Genomic DNA, 21,788 nt, shown 5'->3' with positions numbered 1-21,788 from the left:
CCAGACAGCGTCTTTGAAAAACGTACCCGGCCACGACCTCCTCTCCGGCAAGATCGTCGTGGTCACGGCCGCGGCCGGCACCGGCATCGGGTCCGCCGTGGCGAAGCGCTGCCTCGAAGAGGGCGCGAGCGTCGTCATCTCCGACTGGCACGAACGGCGGCTCGGCGAGAAAGCGGCCGAGCTGGCTTCGCTCGGCAAGGTGCACGCGATTCCCTGCGACGTCACCGCCGAGGACCAGGTCCAGGCACTCATCGACGGCGCGGTCGACCACTTCGGACGCCTCGACGTCATGATCAACAACGCCGGGCTCGGCGGCACGAAGTCCGTACTGGACATGGCCGACGACGAGTGGTCCCGCGTTCTCGACATCACGCTCACCGGGACTTTCCGGTGTACCCGCGCGGCGTTGCGGCAGTTCGTCGCCCAAGGCGGCGGCGGGGCGATCGTCAACAACGCGTCGGTGATCGGCTGGCGGGCCCAAGCCGGGCAGGCGCACTACGCCGCCGCGAAGGCCGGAGTCATGGCCCTGACGCGGTGTTCGGCCCTCGACGCCGCCGAGCACGGCGTCCGGATCAACGCCGTCGCGCCGAGCCTCGCCATGCATCCCTTCCTCGCCAAGGTGACCAGCGACGAACTGCTGCGCGATTTGGAGAAGCGCGAAGCGTTCGGGCGCGCCGCCGAGCCGTGGGAGGTCGCCAACGTCATGGTCTTCCTCGCCAGCGACTACGCGAGCTACCTCACCGGCGAAGTCATCTCCGTCAGCAGCCAGCACCCCTAGGAGCTCCTGTGCCCGAAGCCTTCCTCCTCGACGCGGTCCGCACGCCCGTGGGCCGGCGCGGCGGCGCGCTGTCCGGGTGGCACTCCGCCGACCTCGGCGCGCACGTCATCCGGGCGGTCGTCGAGCGCGCGGGCGTCGACCCGGACCTCGTCGACGACGTCATCCTCGGCTGCACGGACACCCTGGGCCCGCAGTCGGGCAACATCGCGCGCACGGCGTGGCTGGCGGCCGGGTTCCCGGACCACGTGCCCGGCGTGACGATCGACCGGCAGTGCGGGTCGAGCCAGCAGGCCGTGCACTTCGCGGCGCAGGCCGTCATGTCGGGGACGCAGGACCTCGTGCTGGCCGGCGGCGTGCAGAACATGAGCCGCATCCCGATCAGCGCGGCGATGCTGGCCGGGCGCGAGTACGGCTTCGACGACCCGTTCTCGGGCTCGAAGGGCTGGCAGGAGCGCTACGGCAGTGTCGAGGTGTCGCAGTTCCGCAGCGCCGACATGATCGCCGCGCACTGGGACATCAGCCGCTCCGCGATGGAGGAATACGCGCTGCGCAGCCACCAGCGGGCTCTCGCCGCCATCGACGAGGGCCGATTCGACGCCGAGATCGCGCCGGTCGACGGCTTCAAGCACGACGAGGGCCCGCGCCGTGACACGTCGCTGGAGCGCATGCGCGGCCTGAAACCGCTTGCTCCGGAGTCCCGTCTGACGGCGGCGGTGGCCAGCCAGATCTCCGACGGCGCGAGCGCGGCTCTGGTCGCTTCCGAAGCGTTCGTGAAGGAGCACGGCCTGACGCCCCGGGCGCGCATCCACCACCTGTCGGTCCGCGCGGCCGACCCGGTGTGGATGCTGACCGGCCCGATCCCCGCGACGTCCTACGCGCTCCGTAAAACCGGGCTCGCGATCGACGACATCGACCTGTTCGAGGTCAACGAGGCCTTCGCCAGCGTGGTGCTGGCGTGGCTGGACGAAACGGGCGCGGACCCGTCGCGGGTCAACGTCAACGGCGGCGGCATCGCCCTCGGTCACCCCATCGGGGCGACCGGGACGAAGCTCCTCGCGACGCTCCTGCACGAACTGGAGCGCCGCGGCGGCCGCTACGGCCTGCAGACGATGTGCGAAGGCGGCGGCACCGCCAACGTCACCATCATCGAACGGCTGTCTTAGCCGAGAGCGCGCAGCTTCGGCAGCACGTCCTCGGAGAACTGGGTCAGGAACCGCTCCTGGTCGTGGCCCGGGCCGTGGAAGACGAGGTGGTTGAGGCCCGCGTCCAGGTACGGCTTGATCTGGGCCACGGCCTCGTCCGGGTCGGACGCCACGATCCAGCGCTTGGCGACCTGCTCGATCGGCAGCTCGTCGGCCAGCCGCTCCATCTCGTCGGCCGACGTGACGCTGTGCTTCTGCTCCGCCGACAGCGACAGCGGCGCCCAGAAGCGCGTGTTCTCCAGCGCCTTCTCGGGGTCGCGGTCGTACGACATCTTGATCTCGATGGTCCGGTCGATGTCCTCGACGGTCTTCTCGGCCGCCGCGGCGCCCTCGACCACCGCGGGCATCAGCTTCTCCGTGTAGAGGTCCATGCCCTTGCCGGACGTGCAGATGAACCCGTCGCCGGACCGGCCCGCGTACTTGGCCACCACCGGGCCGCCTGCGGCGATGTACACCGGCACCGGCTGCTCCGGGCGGTCGTAGATGCGCGCGTCGACCAGCTTGTAGTACTCGCCGTCGAAGTTCACGTTGTCGCTGGTCCACAGCTCGCGGATCAGCTTGACCGACTCGCGCAGCCGGGCGAAGCGCTCCTTGAACTCCGGCCACTCGCGCCCCGACACGGCGATCTCGTTCAGTGCCTCGCCGGACCCCACGCCGAGGATCACGCGGCCGCCGGACAGCAGCGACATCGTCGCGAACGCCTGCGCGATCACGGCCGGGTTGTACCGGAACGTCGGGGTCAGCACGCTCGTGCCGATCTGCACCCGCTTCGTGCGCTCGGCGACCGCCGGCATCCACGCCAGCGCCCACGGCGCGTGCCCGCCCTCGTGGCGCCACGGCAGGAAGTGATCCGACACCCAGACCGAGTCGAGGCCGACCTCTTCGGCACGCACCGCGTACTCGACCAGGTCCCGCGGTCCGAACTGCTCCGCCGACGCCTTGTAACCGACCTTGAGCGCCACGCTCATCCTCCCGTTTCCCGGCCGAGTCGCCGCAGGATCTCACCTGCCTCGGCCACTGTGCCCTCGACGATCCCGGCCACCGTGGGCAGGTCGTGGATCATGCCCACCACCTGTCCCGACGCTAGCACTCCCGCGTCCGTCCGGCCCTCGACCAGCCCCGCCCGCAACAGCATCGGGGTGTTGGCCGCCATGACCAGCTGACTCCAGGTCAGATCGTTGCCGTGCTTCATCGCGAAGCCTTCTTTGACCATGGCAACCGGGGACAGTCCGGTGATATTCCGGAACCGGAGAGCGTTGCGCGCGGCCTGCGCGAGGCCGCGGAGCCGGCCGGTTCGTTCGAGTTTCTCGACGAGGTCGGTGCGCAGCACGCGGTGCGGCAGGCCGTCGACGCGCCGGGTGACGACCGTCCCGGTGAGACCCTGCTCGAGGTAGACGCGCTTGACGTCGTCGGGGACCGTGCTCTCCTTGCTCAGCAGGAACCGGGTGCCCATCGCGACGCCCGCCGCGCCGTACGCGAGGGCCGCAGCCAGCCCGCGTCCGTCGAAGAACCCGCCGGCGGCGACGACCGGGATGTCGACGGCGTCCAGCACCGAGGGCAGCAGCAGCGTGGTCGCCACTCCCCCGGTGTGCCCGCCGCCTTCGCCGCCCTGGACGATGACGGCGTCCGCACCCCACGCCGCGACTTTCTCGGCGTGGCGCGCGGCACCGATGGACGGGATGACGACGATCCCGTGGTCCCGCAGCTTGGCGATCATCTCCTTGCGCGGCGCGAGCGCGAACGACGCCACCTTGACGCCCTCGCGGATCAGCAGGTCGACGCGGTCGCCGGCGTCGGCCGCGTCGGCGCGGAGGTTCACCCCGAACGGTTTCTCCGTGCGCTTCTTGACTTCCTCGATCGCGGCTTCCAGCTCGCCGTAGGTCATCGTGGCCGAGGCCAGGATGCCGAGCGCGCCGGCCTCGGCGGTCGCCGAGACGAGCCGTGGGCCGGCGACCCAGCCCATCCCGGTCTGCACGACCGGGTGCTCGATGCCGACGAGCTCCGTCAACGCCGTCTTCACGCCGGGACTTCCTTGTCGCGCAGGCTCTTCGGGTCCACGACCTCGCGGATGAGCCGCAGTTCTTCGTCGCTCGGCTCACGGCTGGTCACGACGCTGCCGAAGTCGATCTCGAACGTCGTCGCCGCCGCGACCTCGTCCTGGGTCACGCCCGGGTGCAGCGACACCGCCCGCATCGAGTGGTCGGGCGTGGCGAAGTCGAACACGCCGAGGTTGGTGACGACCCGGTGGACGTCGTGGAACTTCTCGGCCGACGGGCCCGCCTTCGCCGCGTTGTCGTAGCCCACGCCCGACACGACGTCCACTGTGTCCACGAAGACCCTGGCGCTGTGCCGGGGAACCCAGTAGCTGGTGCGGTGGTTGACGGTGTTGCCCGGCGCGCCCCGCACGCCCAGCAGCTGCTTCTTCGGCCGCGCGTGGTCGCCGATGGCGGAGATGTTCTGGTTGCCGTAGCGATCGACCTGGTTGGCGCCCATGACGACGTGGCGCCGCCCGTGCGGGACGATCGTGTCGAGCATCTTCCGGAACGGCTGCCAGCCCTCGACGACGCCGTCGGTGGTGACCAGGTACGCCTCGCCGTCGGACATCAGCAGGTCGGGTTCGAACGTCAGCCGCGCGAGCTTCGCGCCGAGCTGCGGGACCAGGCCCATCGGGCTGACGACGATCTCGCCGTCGCCGCGGAACAGCTCGGCCACCGCCACGACGGCGATCTCGGCCCGGGTCGCGCTCATGCCACCTCCGCCTCGAACTTGTCCACTTCGGACAGATACTGCTCGTCGCCGCCGGAGAGGAACCGGTCCACGAACCCCGGCCACGCGTCGGGATCCTTGGCGCAGGCGGCGTAGTGGCGCTGGAACCGTTCGTCGCGGCCGTAGTCCGGCACGGCCGTGGTGAAGTGCGCGCCGCGGGGTGCCTCGACGACGCCGTCGACCGCGCCGCGGTTGAGCAGCAGCGACTGCACCGGCCCGCCCGCCAGCAAGTCCGGGGTCTCGACGACTTTTTCGACCGATACGAACCTCTTCGAAGCGGCCAGGCAGAACAGGTCGTCGAAGTACGGGTCCGGGCCGAGGTACTGCGCGTTGCCGCGGGCATCGGCGCGGTTGAGGTGCACGAGCGCGACGTCGAGGTGCTGCGCGGGAACCGCGACGAGCTCCTCGCCGTCCGCGTAGGGCGAGCGCACGGTCCGCAGGTCCGGGTTGGCACGCATCACCTCCGAACCGAGCCCGGCGCGCATCGGCAGGAACGGAAGCCGTTGCGCCGCAGCGGAAAGCGCGGCGCCGAACATGCCTTCGTCGTATTCGGTGACGGCGATCGCGCCGGTCTCGCGGGCGCGGCCGAACCACGGGTCGAACGGGATCGAGTCGAGCGTGACGAACCCGAACACCACGCGCTTCACCTTGCCGGCCGCGCACAGCAGGCCGACGTCCGGGCCGCCGTAGGACACCACGGTCAGGTCCTTCACGGGCGTGCGGAGGATCGCGCGGACCAGCGCCATCGGCTTGCGCCGGGAGCCCCAACCGCCGATGCCGATGGTCATGCCGTCCGTCAGCTCGGCCGCGACGTCGTCGGCGGTCGTGCGCTTATCGGCCATTCAAGAACTCCTCGCGGGCTTCGTCGGACGCGCCGAGCAGGTTCAGCTCGAAGGTGAATCCCTGCTCGAACCGGTAGCTGCGGTGCACCTGCTGGGTGTCGATGCCGTTCAGGGCTTCCTTCGCCGCCCGGATGACCCGCGGGTCCTTCTTCGCGATGTCGCGGGCGACGGCCAGCGCGGCGTCGTCCAGCTCGGCGCGGGGCACGACCTGGTAGACCGAGCCGTGCGTGTGCAGCTCGGCGGCGGTGATGGTGCGCGCGGTGAAGTAGAGGGTGCGCATGAGGTGCTGCGGCACCAGCCGGGCGAGGTGCGTGGCCGCGCCGAGGGCACCGCGTTCGACCTCCGGGACGCCGAAGGTGGCGTCGTCGGAGGCGATGACGACGTCGGCGTTGCCGGCCAGGCCGATGCCGCCGCCGAGGCAGAAGCCGTGCACCGCGGCGACGACCGGCACCGCGCAGTCGTAGACCGCGCCGAAAGCGGCGTAACAGCCCCGGTTCGCGCCGACGAGCGCGTCGTACCCGGCGCTGCGCTGGATCTCCTTGATGTCGACGCCGGCGTTGAAGCCCCGGCCTTCCGCGCGGAGCACGACGACGTGGACGTCCTGGTCTTCGCCGGCCTTCTTCAGCGCGTCCGCGAGGTCGAACCAGCCCTGCACGGGCAGCGCGTTCACCGGCGGGAAGTCGACGGTGATCACCTCGACGTGACCGTCGCGCTTGGTCAGGATGCCCATCAGCTCGCTCCGTAGACGGGTTCGGGCTCGGGCGCTTGCTCGAGCAGGTCCTTCACCACCGGGCCGAGTTCGGCCGGGTCCCAGCGGGCGCCCTTGTCGGTGGCCGGGCCGTGGCGCCACGCCTGCGCGAGGGCGACCTTGCCGCCCTCGACCTCGAAGACGCGGCCGGTGACATGCGCGGACTCTTCGCTGCCGAGCCAGACGACCAGCGGCGAGACGTTTTCCGGGGCCATCGCGTCGAAGCCGTCGTCCGGGCGGGCCATCGACGCGAACACCGCCTCGGTCATCCGGGTCCGCGCGGCCGGCGCGATCGCGTTCACCGTCACCCCGTAGCGCGCCAGCTCGGCCGCGGCCACGACGGTCAGTCCGGCGATACCGGCCTTCGCCGCGGAGTAGTTGCCTTGGCCGACGCTGCCGAGGAGGCCGGCGCCGGAGCTGGTGTTGATCACGCGCGCGTGCGGCGTCCGCCCGGCTTTCGCTTCGGCGCGCCAGTGTTCGGCGGCGTGCCTGAGCGGCGCGAAGTGGCCCTTGAGGTGCACGCGCACGACCGCGTCCCACTCGTCCTCGCCGAGGTTGACCAGCATCCGGTCCCGGACGAACCCCGCGTTGTTGACCAGCACGTCGAGGCGGCCGAAGTGCTCCAGCGCAGTGTCGACGAGGTGCTTCGCCCCGGCCCAGCCGGCGACGTCGTCGGTGTTCGCGACAGCCTTGCCGCCCAGCGCCTCGATCTCGGCGACGACGCCGGCGGTCGCGTCCCCGTCCACGTCGTTCACCACCACCAGCGCACCCTCGGCGGCGAAGGCGAGCGCGTGCGCCCGCCCGATGCCGCGGCCGGCGCCAGTCACCACGACCGCCCGGTCCTGGCACAACCTGCTCACGAATCCTCCCGTTGGTTGACGTCGGCCGCGGCGAGGAACGCCGGGACCTCACCCCCGCCGTGGACGCGCAGGGTCGCGCCGGAGACGTAGGAAGCCAGGCCGGAGGCGAGGAACGCGGCGCAGGCGCCCACCTCCTCGGGCTCGGCGAGCCGGCCCAGCGGCACGGTCTTGCCGACCGCTTCGACCGCGGCTTCGCTGCCGTAGTGCAGGTGGGACTGCTCGGTCCGCACCATGCCGACGTCCAGCGCGTTGACCCGCACCTTGGGCGCCCACTCGACGGCAAGGCTGGCGGTGAGGTTGTCGAGCCCGGCTTTCGCGGCGCCGTAGGCGGCGGTCCCGGGCGACGCACGGGTGCCGCTGACGCTGGAGATCATGACGATGGAGCCGCCGCCGTCTTGACGCTGCATGACGGCGTTGGCTTTCTGGGAGACCAGCAGCGGAGCCAGCAGGTTCAGCTGGACGATCTTCTCGTGCAGGCGCGGCGAGGCGTCGGCGGCGGGGGCGTAGGGGGCACCACCGGCGTTGTTGACGACGACGTCGAGGCGGCCGTGCGTTTGGACGATCCCGTCGATCAGGGCCGCGACCTGGGCATCGTCTCGGATGTCGCACTGGACGAACTCGGCTGTCGTGGCGGTCTCGCGCCGGGCGCAGGTGACGACGTGGGCGCCGTGGGCGAGGAACACGTCGGTGATGCCCCGGCCCACACCGCGCACGCCGCCGGTGACGAGCACGACGGCACCGGACAGGCCCAGATCGGTCTTCACGTCACAAAACTAGAACACGTTCCAACTTTGGGCAAGGCGTGCACACCGTCGCCCGGCGCCGGCGGCCGGGGCGCGAGAAGTCTTGAATGAGTCATTCAGGTCTTCGGAGGTCCTGAATGACTCATTCAAGACTTTGCCAACAGACCCGGGGATGCAGACTAGAACGCGTTACGACTCGCGCTTCGCGGCGTCGTACTCCGAGTTGGCCGCCATGACCTCGGGCATCTGCCCCTCGACGTCCTGGATGAGCGCCAGCAGCAGCGCCGCCGTCCGGCGGCCGCGCGGCGTCAAGCTGTACTCGACCTTCGGCGGGATCGTCGGCTGTGCCTCGCGGTGCACGAAACCGTCGCGCTCGAGGGCCTGCAGTGTCTGGGCGAGCATCTTCTCGCTCACACCCGACACTCGGCGGCGCAGGGCGTTGAACCGGAGCGTGCCGTCGTGGAGCGCGGCCATCGCGAGGATCCCCCACCGGCCGGTGATGTGCTCGAGCGTCGCCCGGGACGTGCACGCCTGTGCGAACACGTCGAACACCACCTGCCCGTGCTCGTCCAGCCACTCCGGCGCCTCGCTCATGCCGTCAACGGTACCTCGCCGACCACGGAAGCCCAGGTGAGGATGCTCACCAAGAGTTTGCACTTTCTCAAAGTTAGTACACTCTGTTGGTAAGCAGTCCAGCAGCGAGGAGAAACAGATGATCGTGGTCACCGGTGCCACCGGCCAGCTCGGCCGCCTGGTCGTGGAAGGCCTCCTGAAGAAGGTGCCGGCCGCCGAGGTCGTCGCGGCCGTGCGCGATCCGGAGAAGGCCGCAGAGTTCGCCGCGCGTGGTGTGCAGGTGCGCCGGGCGGACTACGACGCCCCGGCGAGCCTCGCCGCGGCGTTCGCCGGCGCGGACAAGGTGCTGCTGATCTCGAGCAGCACGCCCGGCGGGCGGTTGGCTCAGCACGAAGCCGTCGTCACGGCCGCCCGCGAAGCCGGCGTCGGCCACCTCGCGTACACGAGCGTCCTGTTCGCCGACACGACGAAGCTGTCGCTCGCGCCCGACCACAAGGCCACCGAGGAGATCATCCGCGCGTCGGGCCTGCCGTTCACGTTCCTGCGCAACGGCTGGTACACCGAGAACTACGCGCAGACGATCGGTCAGGCGCTGGCGGTCGGGTCGTTCGCGGGCGCGGCCGGCGAGGGCAAGCTGGGCGCCGTCCCGCGGACCGACTTCGCGGAGGCAGCCGTCGAGGTCCTGACCGGCGAAGGCCACGAAGGCAAGGCGTACGAGCTGGCCGGCGACGAGCCGTTCAGCTACGCCGACCTCGCCGCCGCGGTGACCGCCGCGTCGGGCAAGGAGGTCACATACCAGGACCTGCCGGTCGGGCAGTACCGGAAGGTGCTCGTCGGCGCGGGCCTGCCGGAGCCGGTGGCGGCCATGCTGGCCGACGCCGACCGCGGCATCGCCGACGGCGAGCTGGCCTCGACGTCCGGTGACCTGAGCCGCCTCATCGGCCGCCCGACGACGCCCCTGGCCGAAGCCGTCACTGCCTTGGTCAAGAACTGAGGCGCAGGCCCTCCTCACCGGTCCGATGAGGAGGGCCTTCACGGTTTCGCGGACACCGTCCGCAGCGGGTCTCTAGGCTGTGCCCGGTGGAGCCGCTGACCGCGATCACGATGATCGCCGCGAAGTACGGAGTTTCCGGCGTGATCGGCGCCCTCACCGGCAACCAGGAGCTCGGCAGCCTGTCCGCCGAGCTGGTCGGTGCCCTCTCGGCCAGCGAAGACCGGCTGGCCGAGAAGCTGGCCGGGATCGAAAGCCAGCTGGATCAGGTGCTGGAGCAGCGATATTCGGCCGCGATCGGCGCCGGTCTGCGCACCCTGCTCGACGCGGGCGCGACCACCGACCCGCGCGCCCGGGCGGACGAGGTGGTCCGTGCGCGTGACCTGTTCCGGGACGCCGGCGCCTCGGCGCGGTCCCCGCTGCAGGTCGCGGTGGCCGAGCGGTATCTGGTGCTGTGCGCCATCGCCCTCGGCCGCCCCGAGGTGGCCCGCACGGCTTTGGGCCTGCTGCACAAAACCGCGTTCGAGGCGCTGATCGGCACGATGCCGCTGGTGGGCCCCGAAGTCTACGAACGCGCACGAGAGCAGCTCGCGCGGTCTGGCCGCCCGGTCTTCCGGTCCCGGCGCGAGGAGCGGATCACCGAGCTGGCGGAAGAGATCCTGGACGCGGCGTCGGAGGTGTCGGAACTCGCCCTCGGCCTGCTCGCCGAAGCCCGTGACCTCGCCGATGCCCTCGGCTCCGGCCGCGTTCCGGAGCCGGCCATGGACTTCCTGGAACCCGAAGAGGCCGGCTCCGACGATCGCCTGGTCACCACCGGCCGGCTGGCGATCCGCCCGTCCGGGCCCGGACCGGTCCGGTTCGGGCCGCTGTCGGTGTCCTGGGAAGGAGCGTCGCCCCCTCGGCCCGGCACCCACGACGTGACGGTGACGGTGCGAGCCGAACCGGTCCTGTCCGTGCCCCTCCACCTGACCCTGCTCGGACCGGGTGCACCGGAACCGGTCGCGCCGGCCAGGTGGGGCGCGCCGGACGGCCACACCCTGGGCGCCGGAGCGCCGGGAATCCGGCTCACGCGGTCACTGGCCACCGGCGGCTCGCCGACAGCGTGCACGTTGAGCGTGAACGGCCTGCTGCTCTTCCGGTCGGCTTGACGGTCACGCACCACGGGAACGCAGCACTGACGCGCGCAACGCCGCCTGCATCGCGAACCGCGCCTCGGGATCGTCCAGCCGGTCGCCGAACGCCTGCTTCAGCTGACGCACGCGGTACCGCACCGTCTGCGGGTGCACCGACAGGTCGACCGCGATCTTCTCCGAGTTGCCGCCGTTCTGCAGCCACGACAGCAAAGTCTCGCCGAGCCGCCGCCGGGTGCGGTCCGGGAACCCGTCCAGCGGGGCGAGCTCCTGCCGGGCCACCTGGTCCGTCAGGGGCGAGTCGCAGAGCAGCCACAGCGTCGTCAGGTGCTCCGCGCACCACGTCACCGGCGCGTCCGGCAGGCCGCCGTCGTCCACCAGCCGCAGCGTCGTCCGGGCCCAGCGCAGGGAATGCGCCGCGGCCGTCGGGGAAACCGGCGGGCCCACCGCGGCACGGACGCCGAGCGTGGCGAAGAACCGCGCGTCCACTGGGGCCGGCATCAGCAGGTACGGCTGCGGCGCCTCGAGGTCCGCCAAGACGTCGAGGTCCCAGCACGGCGAGACCGCGGATTCCAGCACCACCGCGGCCACCTCGTCCGGGACCGGCCAGCCGGCCGCCACCGCGAGCTCGGCGAGGACCGCGTCCGTCACCGCCACCGGGCCGGTCACCAGCCGCAGCAGGCGACGGCGCAGGCCCGCCCGCGTGCCGTCGAGCTCCGCCTGCGCCTCGCGGTGCCCGCGGATCGACATCCGCGCCAGCTCGTCCGCGTAGCCGAACAGCATCTCCGCCAGGCTCGCCATCACCGCCGACGGCAGCCGGTGCCGCCGGCCCAGGCGCATGATCCAGCGCCAGCCCGCACGCGTGCCGACGCGGTACGCCACTTGAAGGTCGTCGAGCGTCCGGCCCTCGTACGCCTCGCCCGCGCCGAGGCGGCGGCACGTCTCGTACAGCCGGTCCCTGGGCGCGAGCGGATCTTCGACCAGGTCGACGAAGAGGGCCACCGCGCACTCGACGCCGTGGCGGGTCACGCTGCCGTGCCGGGCGTACACCGGGACCTCGCGCCACACCTCGCGGACGATCCAGTCCACCAGCGCCGGCACCGCCGGACGCATGAGTGCGGCGAGTTCCGTCCGTCCGAACACTTCACGCGTCACCGGGACTTGCTGCCGAGCACCGTCGCCGGACACCAGGTTCCCTCCACGGGGGCGGGTGAGCTTTACCAGGCGGTAAAGCAGCGAGACCGTACAGTACACCGCTATGAGCCGGCCGCGTTTCCCTGATCGATCCAGCACCCGCCGGAGCCCGGCCGCCCGGCCCACCGACGACGAACTGCTCGACGCCGCCCGCGCCGTGTTCGCCGAACGCGGGTACGCCCAGGCCACCATGGGCCTGATCGCCGAGCGCGCCGACTCCACCAAACCGACGCTGTACGCGCATTTCGGCGACAAAGCGGCCCTGTTCCGCGCCACCGTGACGCGGGAGGTCGCGGCGGTGCGCACCTGGGTGCTCACCGCCTACGAAACGGCGAGCACGAGCCCCCTCCAAGAACGCGTCCGGCTCGCCGTGATGGCGATGTTCAGCTACGCGGGCGCCCACCCGGCCGGCTTCCGGATGCTGTTCGACTCCGCCGTCGACGAGATGTCGGACGAGCGCCGCGCCCTCGCCGACACCGTCACCACGCACGTCGTCGACCGGATCCGGGAGCACCTGCTCGCCCACGGCCGCACGCCGGGCCCGGGCGCGGACCTGCTCGCCGCGATGATGGTCGGCCTGGTCGGCCGGGCCGCGATGCACGTCTCCCACTCCCCCGGTGTCGACCCGATCGCGGCGGGCGAACTGGCCACCGGGTTCGTCATGGCCGCCCTGCGCAATCTCGACCCCGCGCTGCTGGACCGCGTCGACGCCGGGCAGCGCGTCACCTGAGCGTCCACATCGGACTGTTTGTCACCGGCTGAACAATTGTTCGCACCGGCGGAAAACCGCTCTTGCCTCGACTCGACAATGGCTGCGACGCTGCCGTGACTCCGCATACGATCCCCTTTCGGGAAAGCGTTTGCGGGCATTCCGGTTTCTCCGCCAGCAGAGGTGAGAACATCCATGATTCGCGTTTCCAGGTCCCGTCTGCTTTCCTCCGCCGTCACGGTCGGCCTCGCCGCGGCCGGGCTCGCCGTCGCCACCGCACCGGTCGCGTCGGCCGCGCCCTGCACCGACATCGACGTGCCGGTCGCCCGCGGCACGTTCGAGCCCGGCACGCTCGGCCTCATCGTCGGCGACCCCGTCTACCAGGCCCTGCAGAACTCGCTGCGGCCCCGCTCGCTGAGCAGCTACCCCGTGAACTACCCGGCCGACCTGGGCGAGCCCGCGTCGGTGCAGAAGGGCAACACCGACCTGGTGAACCACGTCAAGGCGCAGGCCGCGGCCTGCCCGCGGCAGCGGTTCGTGCTGGTCGGCTACTCGCAGGGCGCCAACGTCGTCGACAACTCGATCGGCGTCAGCAGCGACGGCGCGGTCGTCGGCGGCCCGATCGTCGCGACCATCCCGGCGGACCTGGCGTCGCGGATCGCGGCGATTCTGCTGTTCGGCAACCCGATCCGCGCGATCGGCCGGCAGGTGACCGGGCCGTACCAGAGCCGCACCAAGGACTACTGCGCCGACGGCGACCCGGTCTGCCAGTCCGGTGGGGCGAACATCCTGGCCCACCTGAGCTACGGCTCGGACGCCGCCGACGCGGCCGCGTTCGCCGCGACCAAGGTCTGAAGTCCTCAGCAGTTGGCCGGCGCCGACGCACCACTGAACCGCTTGACGATCCACTGGTGGGCGTCGGCGTTCCCGGCGAGAATGCCCGTGGCGTGGTCGGAAACGTACGTCTGCCACTGCTCACGGACACCCGCCGCGCAGTACGCCCGGTGCAGTGCCTCGGCCTGCGGCGTGTTGACGATCTCGTCGGTGCTCGCGTGGTACTGGAACACCGGCACCCGCGGCGGGTTCGCGCCCAGCTTGTTCTGCGCCAGCCGCGCCTGCCACTGCGGCGTGGTCAGCGGGTTCGTCGTCGTGTAGTCGCTGATCTTCTTGAACGGGTAGTTCAGCAGCAGTTCCGCGACGCAGGCGTTCTTCTTGGCGTCGCCCAATTGCTGACGGCCGGTGTCGTTGAGGAACGCGTCGAGCTTCAAATCCGGGTACGCGGCATCGAGCCCGACCGCGGCGAACGCGAGGAACCCGAAGCCGATGTAGCCGTCGAGTCCCTTGGCGACCTCGGTCAGGTCGGCCGGCACCCCGCCCGCGACGACGCCCACCACGTTCAGCTCCGGCGCGTACGTGGGCTGCTTCTCCCCCGCCCACATCGATCCGCCGCCGCCCTGCGAGTACCCCTGGAAGATCACCTTCGCGGACTTCGCCAGCCGCGCCGACGGCAGGTTTTGCGCCGCCCGCACGGAATCGATGACGGCCGGGCCCATGGACTGCCCGGTGATGTAAGTCGGCACGGTCGTCGGCGAATAGCCCTCGTAGTCGGTCACCGCGACGGCGTAACCGCTGGACAGCGAGTCGTTGATGGCGGGCTGGTCGTACAGCGTGCCCCGCTCCATCGCCTTGGACGCCGTGCACTTGAACGCCGGGCCCTGCGTGCCGACCGCGTAGCCGACGATCGGCGCCTGCGCCGGGTCCTTGCCCTTCGGCACCAGGACGGTCCCGGTGACCGCGTCCGGCCGGCCCTGCGCGTTGGTCGAGAGGTACATGACCTGCCAGGCGTCGGCGTTGGCGGCGTTCAGCAGCGGCACCGTCGGCCGCCAGCGCAGGACGTCACCGGGCTTCCCGGCCGGCAGCGGCGACGGCGCGGTGTAGAACGAGTCGTCGAACGGGCCGGGCAGGATCGGCGCCGCCACCGCGCCGGCGGGCGGGCTCGCCGCCACGACGCCCAGCGCCGCCAGGGAGACGCCGACGAGCGCGGACAGCACGCGTCGCAAGAGGACAGACTTCACCACAACCTCCATCGGGGAAAGGGAATGCGCTCAGGCGGGGAGGCCGAGCGCGCCGGCGAGCACCGGCCACGAGTTGTGCAGGGCACGCTGCCAGTACGGCCAGCTGTGCGTGCCCGGGCCGTAGTAGTCGACGGTCGCCGGGATGCCGGCCTGCCGCAGCTTGTCGGTGAAACTCTGCGACGACAGCAGCGCCGACGGTTCCAGCACGTCGGACTGCCCCGGTGGGTCGAGCGGCCCGGTCTGCCCGTTGCCGCAGGAGAGGTAGAGCGCCATGCCGCGCAGGTCCTGGACGTGGTCGTAGGGGTTGTGCGACGACCAGATCGGCTGCATCCCGAAGGAGTCGCCCCACAGGTTGAGGTAGTTGAAGATCCCGGCGCGGGCCAGGATGCCGATGATCCAGACCGGGATCCCGGGGTAGAGCGTGTTCGGCACGCCGCTGTAGGACGCCGCCGCGGCGAACATCCCCTTGTGCTGGAACGCGTAGGCGAACGCGCCGTAGCCGCCGATCGACAGCCCGGCGATCGCCCGGCGCGTGCCGCCGTGGTACCCGCGTTCGACGATCTGGCGGACCTCCGCGGTGTGGAAGGTGTCCCAGTCGGGCTTGCTCGACAACCCGAAGTTCCACCACTTCGTGTACATCCCGGCCGGGCCGTCCGTCGGCATCACGACCAGGGCGTCCTTGGTCGCCGTGAACGCCTTCACATCGGTGAACTGGTCCCACGACTTGTAGTCGACGGGCTCGCAGCAGCCGTGCAGCAGGAACAGCACCGGCCACGTCCGGCTGGGCTGCGCGGCCCACCCGGACGGCACGATCAGCCGGACCATCCCGGTGGTGCCCAGCGCCGGGGAGTCGATCTTCAGGTCGACGGTCCGGGCGTCGAGCCAGGTTTCCTGGACGACTTTCGCGCCGTCGTCGGCCACGGCGGTGCTCGCCTGGGCGGCGGTGACGCCACTGGCGACCAGGACCACGACGGCCAGCATCAGCAGGGTGGCTCTCATCGAAGTCTCCTTCACAGGGGGATGTTTCCGTGTTTCTTCGCCGGCAGGGTCTGGCGTTTGGTGCGCAGCGTCCGCAGGGCTCGCGCGACCTGCAGCCGGGTCTGCGACGGCGCCACGACCTGGTCGACGTAGCCGCGTTCGGCGGCCAGGTACGGGCCGGTGTGGCGCTTGCGGTACTCCTCGGTGAGCCGTCTTCGCGCCGCGGCTCGCCGCTCCGGCGGGAGTCCGGCCAGCTCACGGCGGTAGAGCACCTGCACCGCGCCCTCCGCGCCCATCACCGCGATCTCCGCGGTCGGCCAGGCCAGGCACACGTCGGCGCCGAGGTGCTTGGAGCCCATCACCGCGTAGCCGCCGCCGTAGGCCTTGCGGACCACCACGGTCACCTTCGGCACGGTGGCTTCGGAGTAGGCGTAGATCAGCTTGGCGCCGCGGCGGATGATGCCGCCACGTTCCTGGTCGCTGCCCGGCAGGTAGCCGGGGACGTCGGCCAACGTCAGCAGCGGGATCGAGAAGGCGTCGCAGAAGCGCACGAACCGCGCGGCCTTTTCCGACGCGTCGATGTCGAGGACGCCGGCCTGGTGGCGCGGCTGGTTGGCGACGACGCCGACCGTGCGGCCCTGGATCCGGCCGAAAGCGCAGATCATGTTGGCCGCGAAAGCGCTGTGCACCTCGGTGAAGTCGCCGTCGTCGACCAGCGCGGCGATCAGCTCGGCCATGTCGTAGGTCTGGTTCGGCGAGTCGGGCACCAGCCGGTCGAGCGCCAGGTCGGCCGGGGTGACGACGGCGCTGGTGTCGTCGGCGTAGTCCGGGGCGGGGTCGAGGTTGTTGGGGGGCAGGTAGGCGAGCAGCGTCTGCACCCACTCGATGGCGTCCTGCTCGTCGGCGGCCCGGTGGTGGGCGTTGCCGGCGACCTCGCTCTGCACGGCCGCGCCGCCGAGTTCCTGCGCGGTGACCCGCTCGCCGGTGACGGCGTGCACGACGTCCGGCCCGGTGACGAACATGTGCGAGGTCTCGTCGACCATCACGGTGAAGTCGGTGATGGCCGGCGCGTAGACGGCACCGCCGGCGCACGGGCCCATGATCATCGAGATCTGCGGGACGACCCCGGAGGCATGGGCGTTGCGCCGGCCGAGCTCGGCGTAGTAGGCCAGCGAGACGACACCTTCCTGGATGCGCGCGCCGCCGGAGTCGTTGATCCCGACGACCGGGCAGCCGAGGGACATGGCCAGGTCCATCACCTTGAGGACCTTCTCGCCGGAGACCTCGCCCATGCTGCCGCCGAAGACGGTGAAGTCCTGCGAGAAGACGCAGATCTGCCGGCCGTCGACCGTCCCGTGCCCGGTGACGACACCGTCGCCGTAGGGCCGGTTGGCGTCCATCCCGAACTCGCCGCACCGGTGCCGCGCGAACTGGTCGAGCTCGACGAAGGAACCGGGGTCGAGCAACAGCCCGATCCGCTCGCGGGCGGTGAGCTTGCCCTTGGTGTGCTGCCGGTCGACCGCACGCTTCTCGGCGATCCGGACGGCTTCGTCCTGTCTGGCCGCGAGGTCGGCGATCCGGAACGCCGTCGTCGGCGTGAGATCGTCCATCACCGCACCCCCACTCCGAGCCGGGCCGCCAGTTCCGCCGCCAGCGCCGTCACGTGCGGCGGGTCGATCATCGACACGTGGTCGCCCGGGACGCGGGCCACTTCGAGGGCGGGGCAGTACTCGTCCCAGCCCAGGGTGTCGTCGGTGCGCAGGTAGCGCGGGTCCAAAGTGGTCGTCAGCGGATGCGGATCCTGCGCTCGCAGCAACAGGACGCGCCCGTCGTACCGCTCCGGCGTGTACCGTTCGGCCACCCGTGCGTCCACATAGGACTCGTACTGGTGGCGCAGGACGCCGGCGCCGAGGTCGGGCACCTGCTCGGTCAGCCGGTCGAGGACCCGGCGGATCTGGGCGTCTTCGTCCAGCCCGGCCAGCTCGTCACGCGGGATCGCGAACGGGACGCCGTAGGTCTTCGACACGTGCTCGGCGAACCGGTCGAAGCGGTCCAGCAGCAGGTCGGCCGGCTTCCCGGGCGCCGGCAGCGGCAGGATCGTGTCGATCAGGACCACGAGGTCGACCGGGCCGTCCAGCCGCCGCGCCGTCTCGTACGCCAGGCAGCCGCCGAACGACCAGCCGCCCAGGCGGTACGGGCCCTGCGGCTGGATCTCCCGGATCAGCTCGACGTAGCACGCGGCCTTGGCCTCGACCGTGTCCTCGTCGTCGATCCGCTCGAACCCGTACACCGGGTGCCCCTCCGGCAGCAGCCGGACCAGCTCGCGGTACACGCTCGTCGGGCCGCCGGCCGGGTGGAAGAGGAACACCGGCTCGCCGACGCCGTCGCGCAGCAGCCGCACCGGGCCGCCGCCGTGGCCTTCCAGTTCCGCGCGCAGCAGGTCGGCCATCGCCGCGACCGTCGGCGTCGCGAACAGCCGTTCCACCGCGGGCACCGCGCCCAGCTGCTCCGCGAACACCGCCCGCAGCCGCCGAGCGCGTTCGGGATCGCCGCCCACGGCGAAGAAGTCGTCGTGCACGCCGGGTTGCGGGCCGCCCAGCTCGGCCCGCCAGTGGCGGGCGACCCACCGCTCGGCGGGGTCGCGTGGCCCCGCGGTGACCGGCCCGGCTTTCGCCGGTCCGAAGCCGGCCTGCTCGGCGAGGTGACCGGCGAGCTCGGCCAGGCTGGCACCGCGCAGGAGCAGCGGGATCGGCAGTGGCAGGCCGAAGTCGCGTTCCACCGCACCCCGCGCGCGCATCGCCGACAGCGAGTCGAGCCCGAGCCGGGTGAGCGGCACGTCCCAATCGACCTCGGCGTAGCCCAGCAGGCCCGCGACGAGCCCGGCCAGGTGATCGGCGATCGCCTTGCGCGCGGCTTCCGGCGGCGCTTTGCGAAGCGCGTCCATGCCGTCCCAAGTGGACGGTCCGGTGCGCGGCGCGAACAACCCGAAGAACGGCCGGTCGGCCAGTCGCGGGAACAGCTCCAGCACGGTTTCGGCGTTGACGCGGGCCACGCCGGTCGCTGCGCGGTCGCGCGCGAGGACGACATCCAGTGCCGACAGCGCTTCCTCGGTGCCGAGCGGTTCGAGCACCGGGTTGCGCGACCCGGCCGCGGCGCCGACCTCGCCCCACGCGCCCCACCCGATCGTCGCCGCCGGGAGGCCCTGGGCCCGGCGCCACGCGACCAGGGCGTCGGCCCACGCGTTCGCCGTCGCGTAGGCGGCTTGACCGGGCGAGCCGAACAGCGCGGCCGCCGACGAATACACGAGCCACCAGTCGAGGTCGTGCCCGGCGGTCGCCTGGTGCAGCCGCCAGGCACCCAGCGCCTTCGGCCGCCAGACGGCGTCGAGCGCGTGCGCGTCCAGGCCGATCGCGCCGCCGTCGGCCAGGACCCCGGCGGCGTGCAGCACCCCGCGCAGCGGCACGCCTCCTTCGACCGCCGTCGCGACCAGCTCCTCGGCCGTGCCGGGCTCGGCGATGTCGCCGGCGACGACGCGGACGTCGATCCCCAGGTCCGGTGCCGGGGCCGCGTGACGGCCGTTCAGCACCACTCGCGTCGCGCCGCGTCCGGCCAGCCACTTCGCCGCGACCAGGCCGAGGCCGCCGAGCCCGCCGGTGATGACGTAGGCGCCGTCGCGGACCGGCTCGCGCACCGCGTCCCCCGGCTCGGGCCGGACCAGCCGCCGCACGTGCCGGACGCCTTCGCGCCAGGCGACCTCGTCGTCCGGCCGGTCGGCGTGGACCTCGTCGCGCAGCTGGCCGACCCACAGCCGGGCCGGGTCCGGGCCGGCGTCGAAGTCGACCGCGCTCACGCGCAGTTCCGGGTGTTCGAAGGCGAGCACGCGGACGAACCCGCGCAGGGCGGCCAGGTCGGGTGCGCCGTACTCACCGGGCTCGACACTCTGCGCTCCGGTCGTGACCAGCCACAACCGCGGCGGCGCCGCCAATTCGGCCAGCTCGGCGACGACCCCGGACAGCGTGGCGACCAGCCGGGCGGCCCGCCCGGGATCCGGCGTGGTCCCGCCGCCGAGCAGGACCAGAACGCCGCTCGTTTCGCCGTCGCGCAGCAGCTTCGCGAGCGCGGCCCGATCACCGAGCAGGGCGCTGACGAGGTCGCCGTCCTCTTCGGACAGCACGATCCAGCGGCCGGTCCGCTCCGGCGCGGCGGGCAGGTCGGCGGGCTGCCAGGCCGCCTCGAACAGGAGCCGGTCCAGCGCGGCGTCACGGAAGCGGCGGCAGTAGACGTCACGGAACTCAGCCAGGACGACGTCGTCGGCGTCGACGAGCTGGACGCTGCCGAGCAGGCCGTCACCGGACGGGTCTTTCGAGGTCAGGACGGCGTCCACGCGCACGCCGCGGCGTGGTTCGCCGGCGAGCACCACCTCGCCGATCGTGAGCGGCAGATAGAGGGCGTCCGCGTCCCCGACGGCCGCGGCGAGCGCGTGCAGGCAGGCGTCGGCGAGGGCGGGGTGCAGCAGGTAGGCGGGGTGGTCGGCGTCGGGCGGGGCGATCGCCGCCGACGCTTTTCCGTCGGCGGCGCGGACGTGACGCAGGCCGCGGAAGGCCGGGCCGTAGTCCTGGCCCAAGTCGGTCAGGAGGCGGTACAGGTCCAGGGGCTCGCCATCGACCTCGCCGAACGGCGCCGACGGCGTTCCGCCGGTCTCGATCCGGGCCGTGGCGTGGCGGACCCACTCGCCCTTCGCAGACTTCGCGTGGACGCCGAACTCGGTGCCGGTGAGGCTGGTCGTCACCTCGGTGTGTGCGTCGAGCGGGAGGACTTCCCGCAGTTCGAGGTCGCGGATCCGGCCGGTGCGCGCGGCGGCGAGGGCCAGTTCGAGGAAGCCGGTGGCGGGGAACACGGGCGTCCCCCGCACGGTGTGGTCGGCGAGCCAGGGAAGGGTTTCGGTGCCGACGTCACCCCGCCAGAGGTGGCCGTCCGGGTGTTCGATGTGGACACCCAGGAGGGGGTGGCTGCCCTGAGCCTGGGCGCGGCGCTTCGGCCAGAACTGCTCGTGCCGCCAGACCGGGCCCGGCAGGTCGACCAGGGCCGTCCGGGGCCGGGCGGCCAGCACGCCGGGACGGCCGCCGACGTGCAGCCGGGCGAGGCTGGTGAGGAAGGCGGTCCGTTCGTCGATCCGTCGGCTCGCCGACGGCAGGGCCTGAGCACCGGTGGTCTGTTCGACGGCGGCGAGGGCGACCGGGTGCGGCGACACTTCGACGAACACGGTGTGCCCGTTCTTCGCGGCGGCGGCGAGAGCTTGGCTGAACCGCACCGGACGGCGCAGGTTCGCCGCCCAGTACTCGACGTCGAAGGACGGTGTCTCTTCGGGATCGTCGAGAACTGTTGTGTAGCAGGGGACTTCCGGCTCTCTGGGCTGAAGTTCGAGGTCGGCGCGGAACCGGTCGAGCACTGAGTCGACGGCGGCGGAGTGCCCGGCACCGCCGACGGGGAGCCGCCGGGCGAGCCTGCCCAGGCTTTCGGCGTGCGCGACGAGGGCGTCGACCTGGTCCGCGGCGCCGCTGACGGTGCACTGGGTGGGCGAGGCGTACACGGCAACGGTGACTTCGGGGAACTCGGCCAGTTCCTGTGGCGAAAGTTCGACGACGGCCATGGCGCCGTCCCCGCTTTGGTCGAGTTCGGCGAGCAGCCGGGCCCGGGTGGTCATGACCCGCAGGCCGTCGGCGAGGTCAAGAGCCCCGGCGACGACGGCCGCGGCGACCTCGCCCATGGAGTGGCCGAGGACCGCGGCGGGGGTGACGCCGTGGGCCCGCCAGAGCCCGGCCAGCGCGAGTTGCATGCCGAAAAGGGCGAGCTGAGTGGTGGCGAGGTCCTCGGGTTCGCGGTCGAGGAGGTCGCGCAGGGAGGACCCGGTTTCGGCACGGAAGACTGGATCGAGCGCTTCGACCTCGGCGCGGAAGGCGGGTTCGGACCGGAGGAAGAGGCGGCCCATGCCGGACCATTGGGAGCCGTAGCCGGAGAACACGAAGACCACCCGCGGGTCCGCACCCGAGGGTCGGGGGGGGGGTTAAACGGGTTTAGAGGGGGGTTTGAAGAACCCACAGCCCCGGGCGGCCCCCCCCCCCCCCCCGGCGGGGGGGGGCGGGCGCCCGCCGCGCGCGGGGGCCGGCCCCCCCCCCCCCCCCCCGGGCGCCCCCGCCCC

Annotated in this window: 18 protein-coding genes and 1 pseudogene; 6 read left to right on the top strand and 13 right to left on the bottom strand. The window is 71.9% G+C overall.

Going from position 1 to position 21,788, the window contains the following annotated elements:
• Nucleotides 1-13 precede the first annotated feature (13 nt).
• A complete protein-coding gene (locus tag QQ657_RS29720; RefSeq protein WP_284745561.1) occupies nt 14-778 on the top strand; it encodes an SDR family oxidoreductase in 765 nt (254 codons plus the stop codon).
• 8 nt (nt 779-786) lie between these two features.
• The gene (locus QQ657_RS29715) at nt 787-1,941 is read left to right on the top strand and encodes an acetyl-CoA C-acetyltransferase (RefSeq protein ID WP_284745560.1); all 1,155 of its coding nucleotides are present in this window, start codon (nt 787-789) and stop codon (nt 1,939-1,941) included.
• Here QQ657_RS29715 and fgd read toward each other — a convergent pair.
• From fgd to QQ657_RS29675, 8 genes are all read right to left on the bottom strand, one after another.
• Nucleotides 1,938-2,942 (bottom strand): glucose-6-phosphate dehydrogenase (coenzyme-F420), encoded by a 1,005-nt coding sequence (fgd, locus tag QQ657_RS29710; RefSeq protein WP_284745559.1) that lies wholly within the window; start codon nt 2,940-2,942, stop codon nt 1,938-1,940. The two genes, QQ657_RS29715 and fgd, sit on opposite strands and share 4 nt — an antisense overlap.
• Before the next feature lie 2 nt (nt 2,943-2,944).
• A complete protein-coding gene (locus QQ657_RS29705) occupies nt 2,945-4,000 on the bottom strand; it encodes an NAD(P)H-dependent flavin oxidoreductase (protein WP_284745558.1) in 1,056 nt (351 codons plus the stop codon).
• Nucleotides 3,997-4,728 (bottom strand): CoA-transferase subunit beta, encoded by a 732-nt coding sequence (locus QQ657_RS29700; RefSeq protein ID WP_284745557.1) that lies wholly within the window; start codon nt 4,726-4,728, stop codon nt 3,997-3,999. Before QQ657_RS29700 ends, QQ657_RS29705 begins: the two co-directional genes overlap by 4 nt.
• Complete coding sequence (locus QQ657_RS29695; protein WP_284745556.1) at nt 4,725-5,588, bottom strand: CoA transferase subunit A; 864 nt, start codon at nt 5,586-5,588, stop codon at nt 4,725-4,727. Before QQ657_RS29695 ends, QQ657_RS29700 begins: the two co-directional genes overlap by 4 nt.
• On the bottom strand, nt 5,578-6,318 hold the full coding sequence (locus QQ657_RS29690; protein WP_284745555.1) for an enoyl-CoA hydratase family protein: 741 nt from the start codon (nt 6,316-6,318) through the stop codon (nt 5,578-5,580). Before QQ657_RS29690 ends, QQ657_RS29695 begins: the two co-directional genes overlap by 11 nt.
• Nucleotides 6,318-7,196 (bottom strand): SDR family oxidoreductase, encoded by an 879-nt coding sequence (locus QQ657_RS29685; protein WP_284745554.1) that lies wholly within the window; start codon nt 7,194-7,196, stop codon nt 6,318-6,320. Before QQ657_RS29685 ends, QQ657_RS29690 begins: the two co-directional genes overlap by 1 nt.
• Nucleotides 7,193-7,960: an SDR family oxidoreductase gene (locus QQ657_RS29680; RefSeq protein WP_284745553.1), complete on the bottom strand. Its 768-nt coding sequence runs from the start codon at nt 7,958-7,960 to the stop codon at nt 7,193-7,195. The genes QQ657_RS29685 and QQ657_RS29680 overlap by 4 nt, the downstream gene beginning before the upstream one ends.
• Nucleotides 7,961-8,128: 168 nt before the next feature.
• Entirely contained in the window at nt 8,129-8,533 is a 405-nt protein-coding gene (locus tag QQ657_RS29675) for a winged helix-turn-helix transcriptional regulator (protein ID WP_284745552.1), read from the bottom strand.
• Nucleotides 8,534-8,651: 118 nt separating this feature from the next.
• On the opposite strand from QQ657_RS29675, the gene QQ657_RS29670 reads away from it, so the two are divergent.
• Together QQ657_RS29670 and QQ657_RS29665 are read left to right on the top strand one after the other, a co-directional pair.
• Complete coding sequence (locus QQ657_RS29670; RefSeq protein ID WP_284745551.1) at nt 8,652-9,506, top strand: SDR family oxidoreductase; 855 nt, start codon at nt 8,652-8,654, stop codon at nt 9,504-9,506.
• An 86-nt stretch (nt 9,507-9,592) separates the two neighbouring features.
• Nucleotides 9,593-10,651 (top strand): coiled-coil domain-containing protein, encoded by a 1,059-nt coding sequence (locus QQ657_RS29665; RefSeq protein WP_284745550.1) that lies wholly within the window; start codon nt 9,593-9,595, stop codon nt 10,649-10,651.
• 3 nt (nt 10,652-10,654) lie between these two features.
• Here QQ657_RS29665 and QQ657_RS29660 read toward each other — a convergent pair whose 3' ends face one another.
• On the bottom strand, nt 10,655-11,788 hold the full coding sequence (locus QQ657_RS29660) for a PucR-like N-terminal domain-containing protein (protein WP_284745549.1): 1,134 nt from the start codon (nt 11,786-11,788) through the stop codon (nt 10,655-10,657).
• 103 nt (nt 11,789-11,891) lie between these two features.
• On the opposite strand from QQ657_RS29660, the gene QQ657_RS29655 reads away from it, so the two are divergent.
• Together QQ657_RS29655 and QQ657_RS29650 are read left to right on the top strand one after the other, a co-directional pair.
• Nucleotides 11,892-12,557, top strand: a complete 666-nt coding sequence (locus QQ657_RS29655) for a TetR/AcrR family transcriptional regulator (RefSeq protein WP_284745548.1) — start codon at nt 11,892-11,894, stop codon at nt 12,555-12,557.
• 174 nt (nt 12,558-12,731) lie between these two features.
• On the top strand, nt 12,732-13,391 hold the full coding sequence (locus tag QQ657_RS29650; protein ID WP_284745547.1) for a cutinase family protein: 660 nt from the start codon (nt 12,732-12,734) through the stop codon (nt 13,389-13,391).
• Nucleotides 13,392-13,396: 5 nt separating this feature from the next.
• On the opposite strand, the gene QQ657_RS29645 is transcribed toward QQ657_RS29650, so the two are convergent.
• The 4 genes and pseudogenes from QQ657_RS29645 to QQ657_RS29630 form a co-directional block, all read right to left on the bottom strand.
• A complete protein-coding gene (locus QQ657_RS29645) occupies nt 13,397-14,611 on the bottom strand; it encodes a lipase family protein (protein WP_284745546.1) in 1,215 nt (404 codons plus the stop codon).
• A 30-nt stretch (nt 14,612-14,641) separates the two neighbouring features.
• Nucleotides 14,642-15,610, bottom strand: a complete 969-nt coding sequence (locus QQ657_RS29640; protein WP_284745545.1) for an alpha/beta hydrolase — start codon at nt 15,608-15,610, stop codon at nt 14,642-14,644.
• Nucleotides 15,611-15,621: 11 nt separating this feature from the next.
• Nucleotides 15,622-17,199, bottom strand: coding sequence for an acyl-CoA carboxylase subunit beta (locus QQ657_RS29635; RefSeq protein WP_284745544.1), 1,578 nt, complete (start codon nt 17,197-17,199; stop codon nt 15,622-15,624).
• A pseudogene (locus tag QQ657_RS29630) lies at nt 17,199-21,620 on the bottom strand (acyltransferase domain-containing protein); the annotation flags it as partial. The gene QQ657_RS29635 and the pseudogene QQ657_RS29630, both read right to left, overlap by 1 nt.
• Nucleotides 21,621-21,788: the final 168 nt, after the last annotated feature.

It is taken from the genome of Amycolatopsis ponsaeliensis, assembly GCF_030182635.1.
GTDB lineage: Bacteria > Actinomycetota > Actinomycetes > Mycobacteriales > Pseudonocardiaceae > Amycolatopsis > Amycolatopsis ponsaeliensis.
This window is presented reverse-complemented; position numbering and strand designations above follow the sequence as displayed.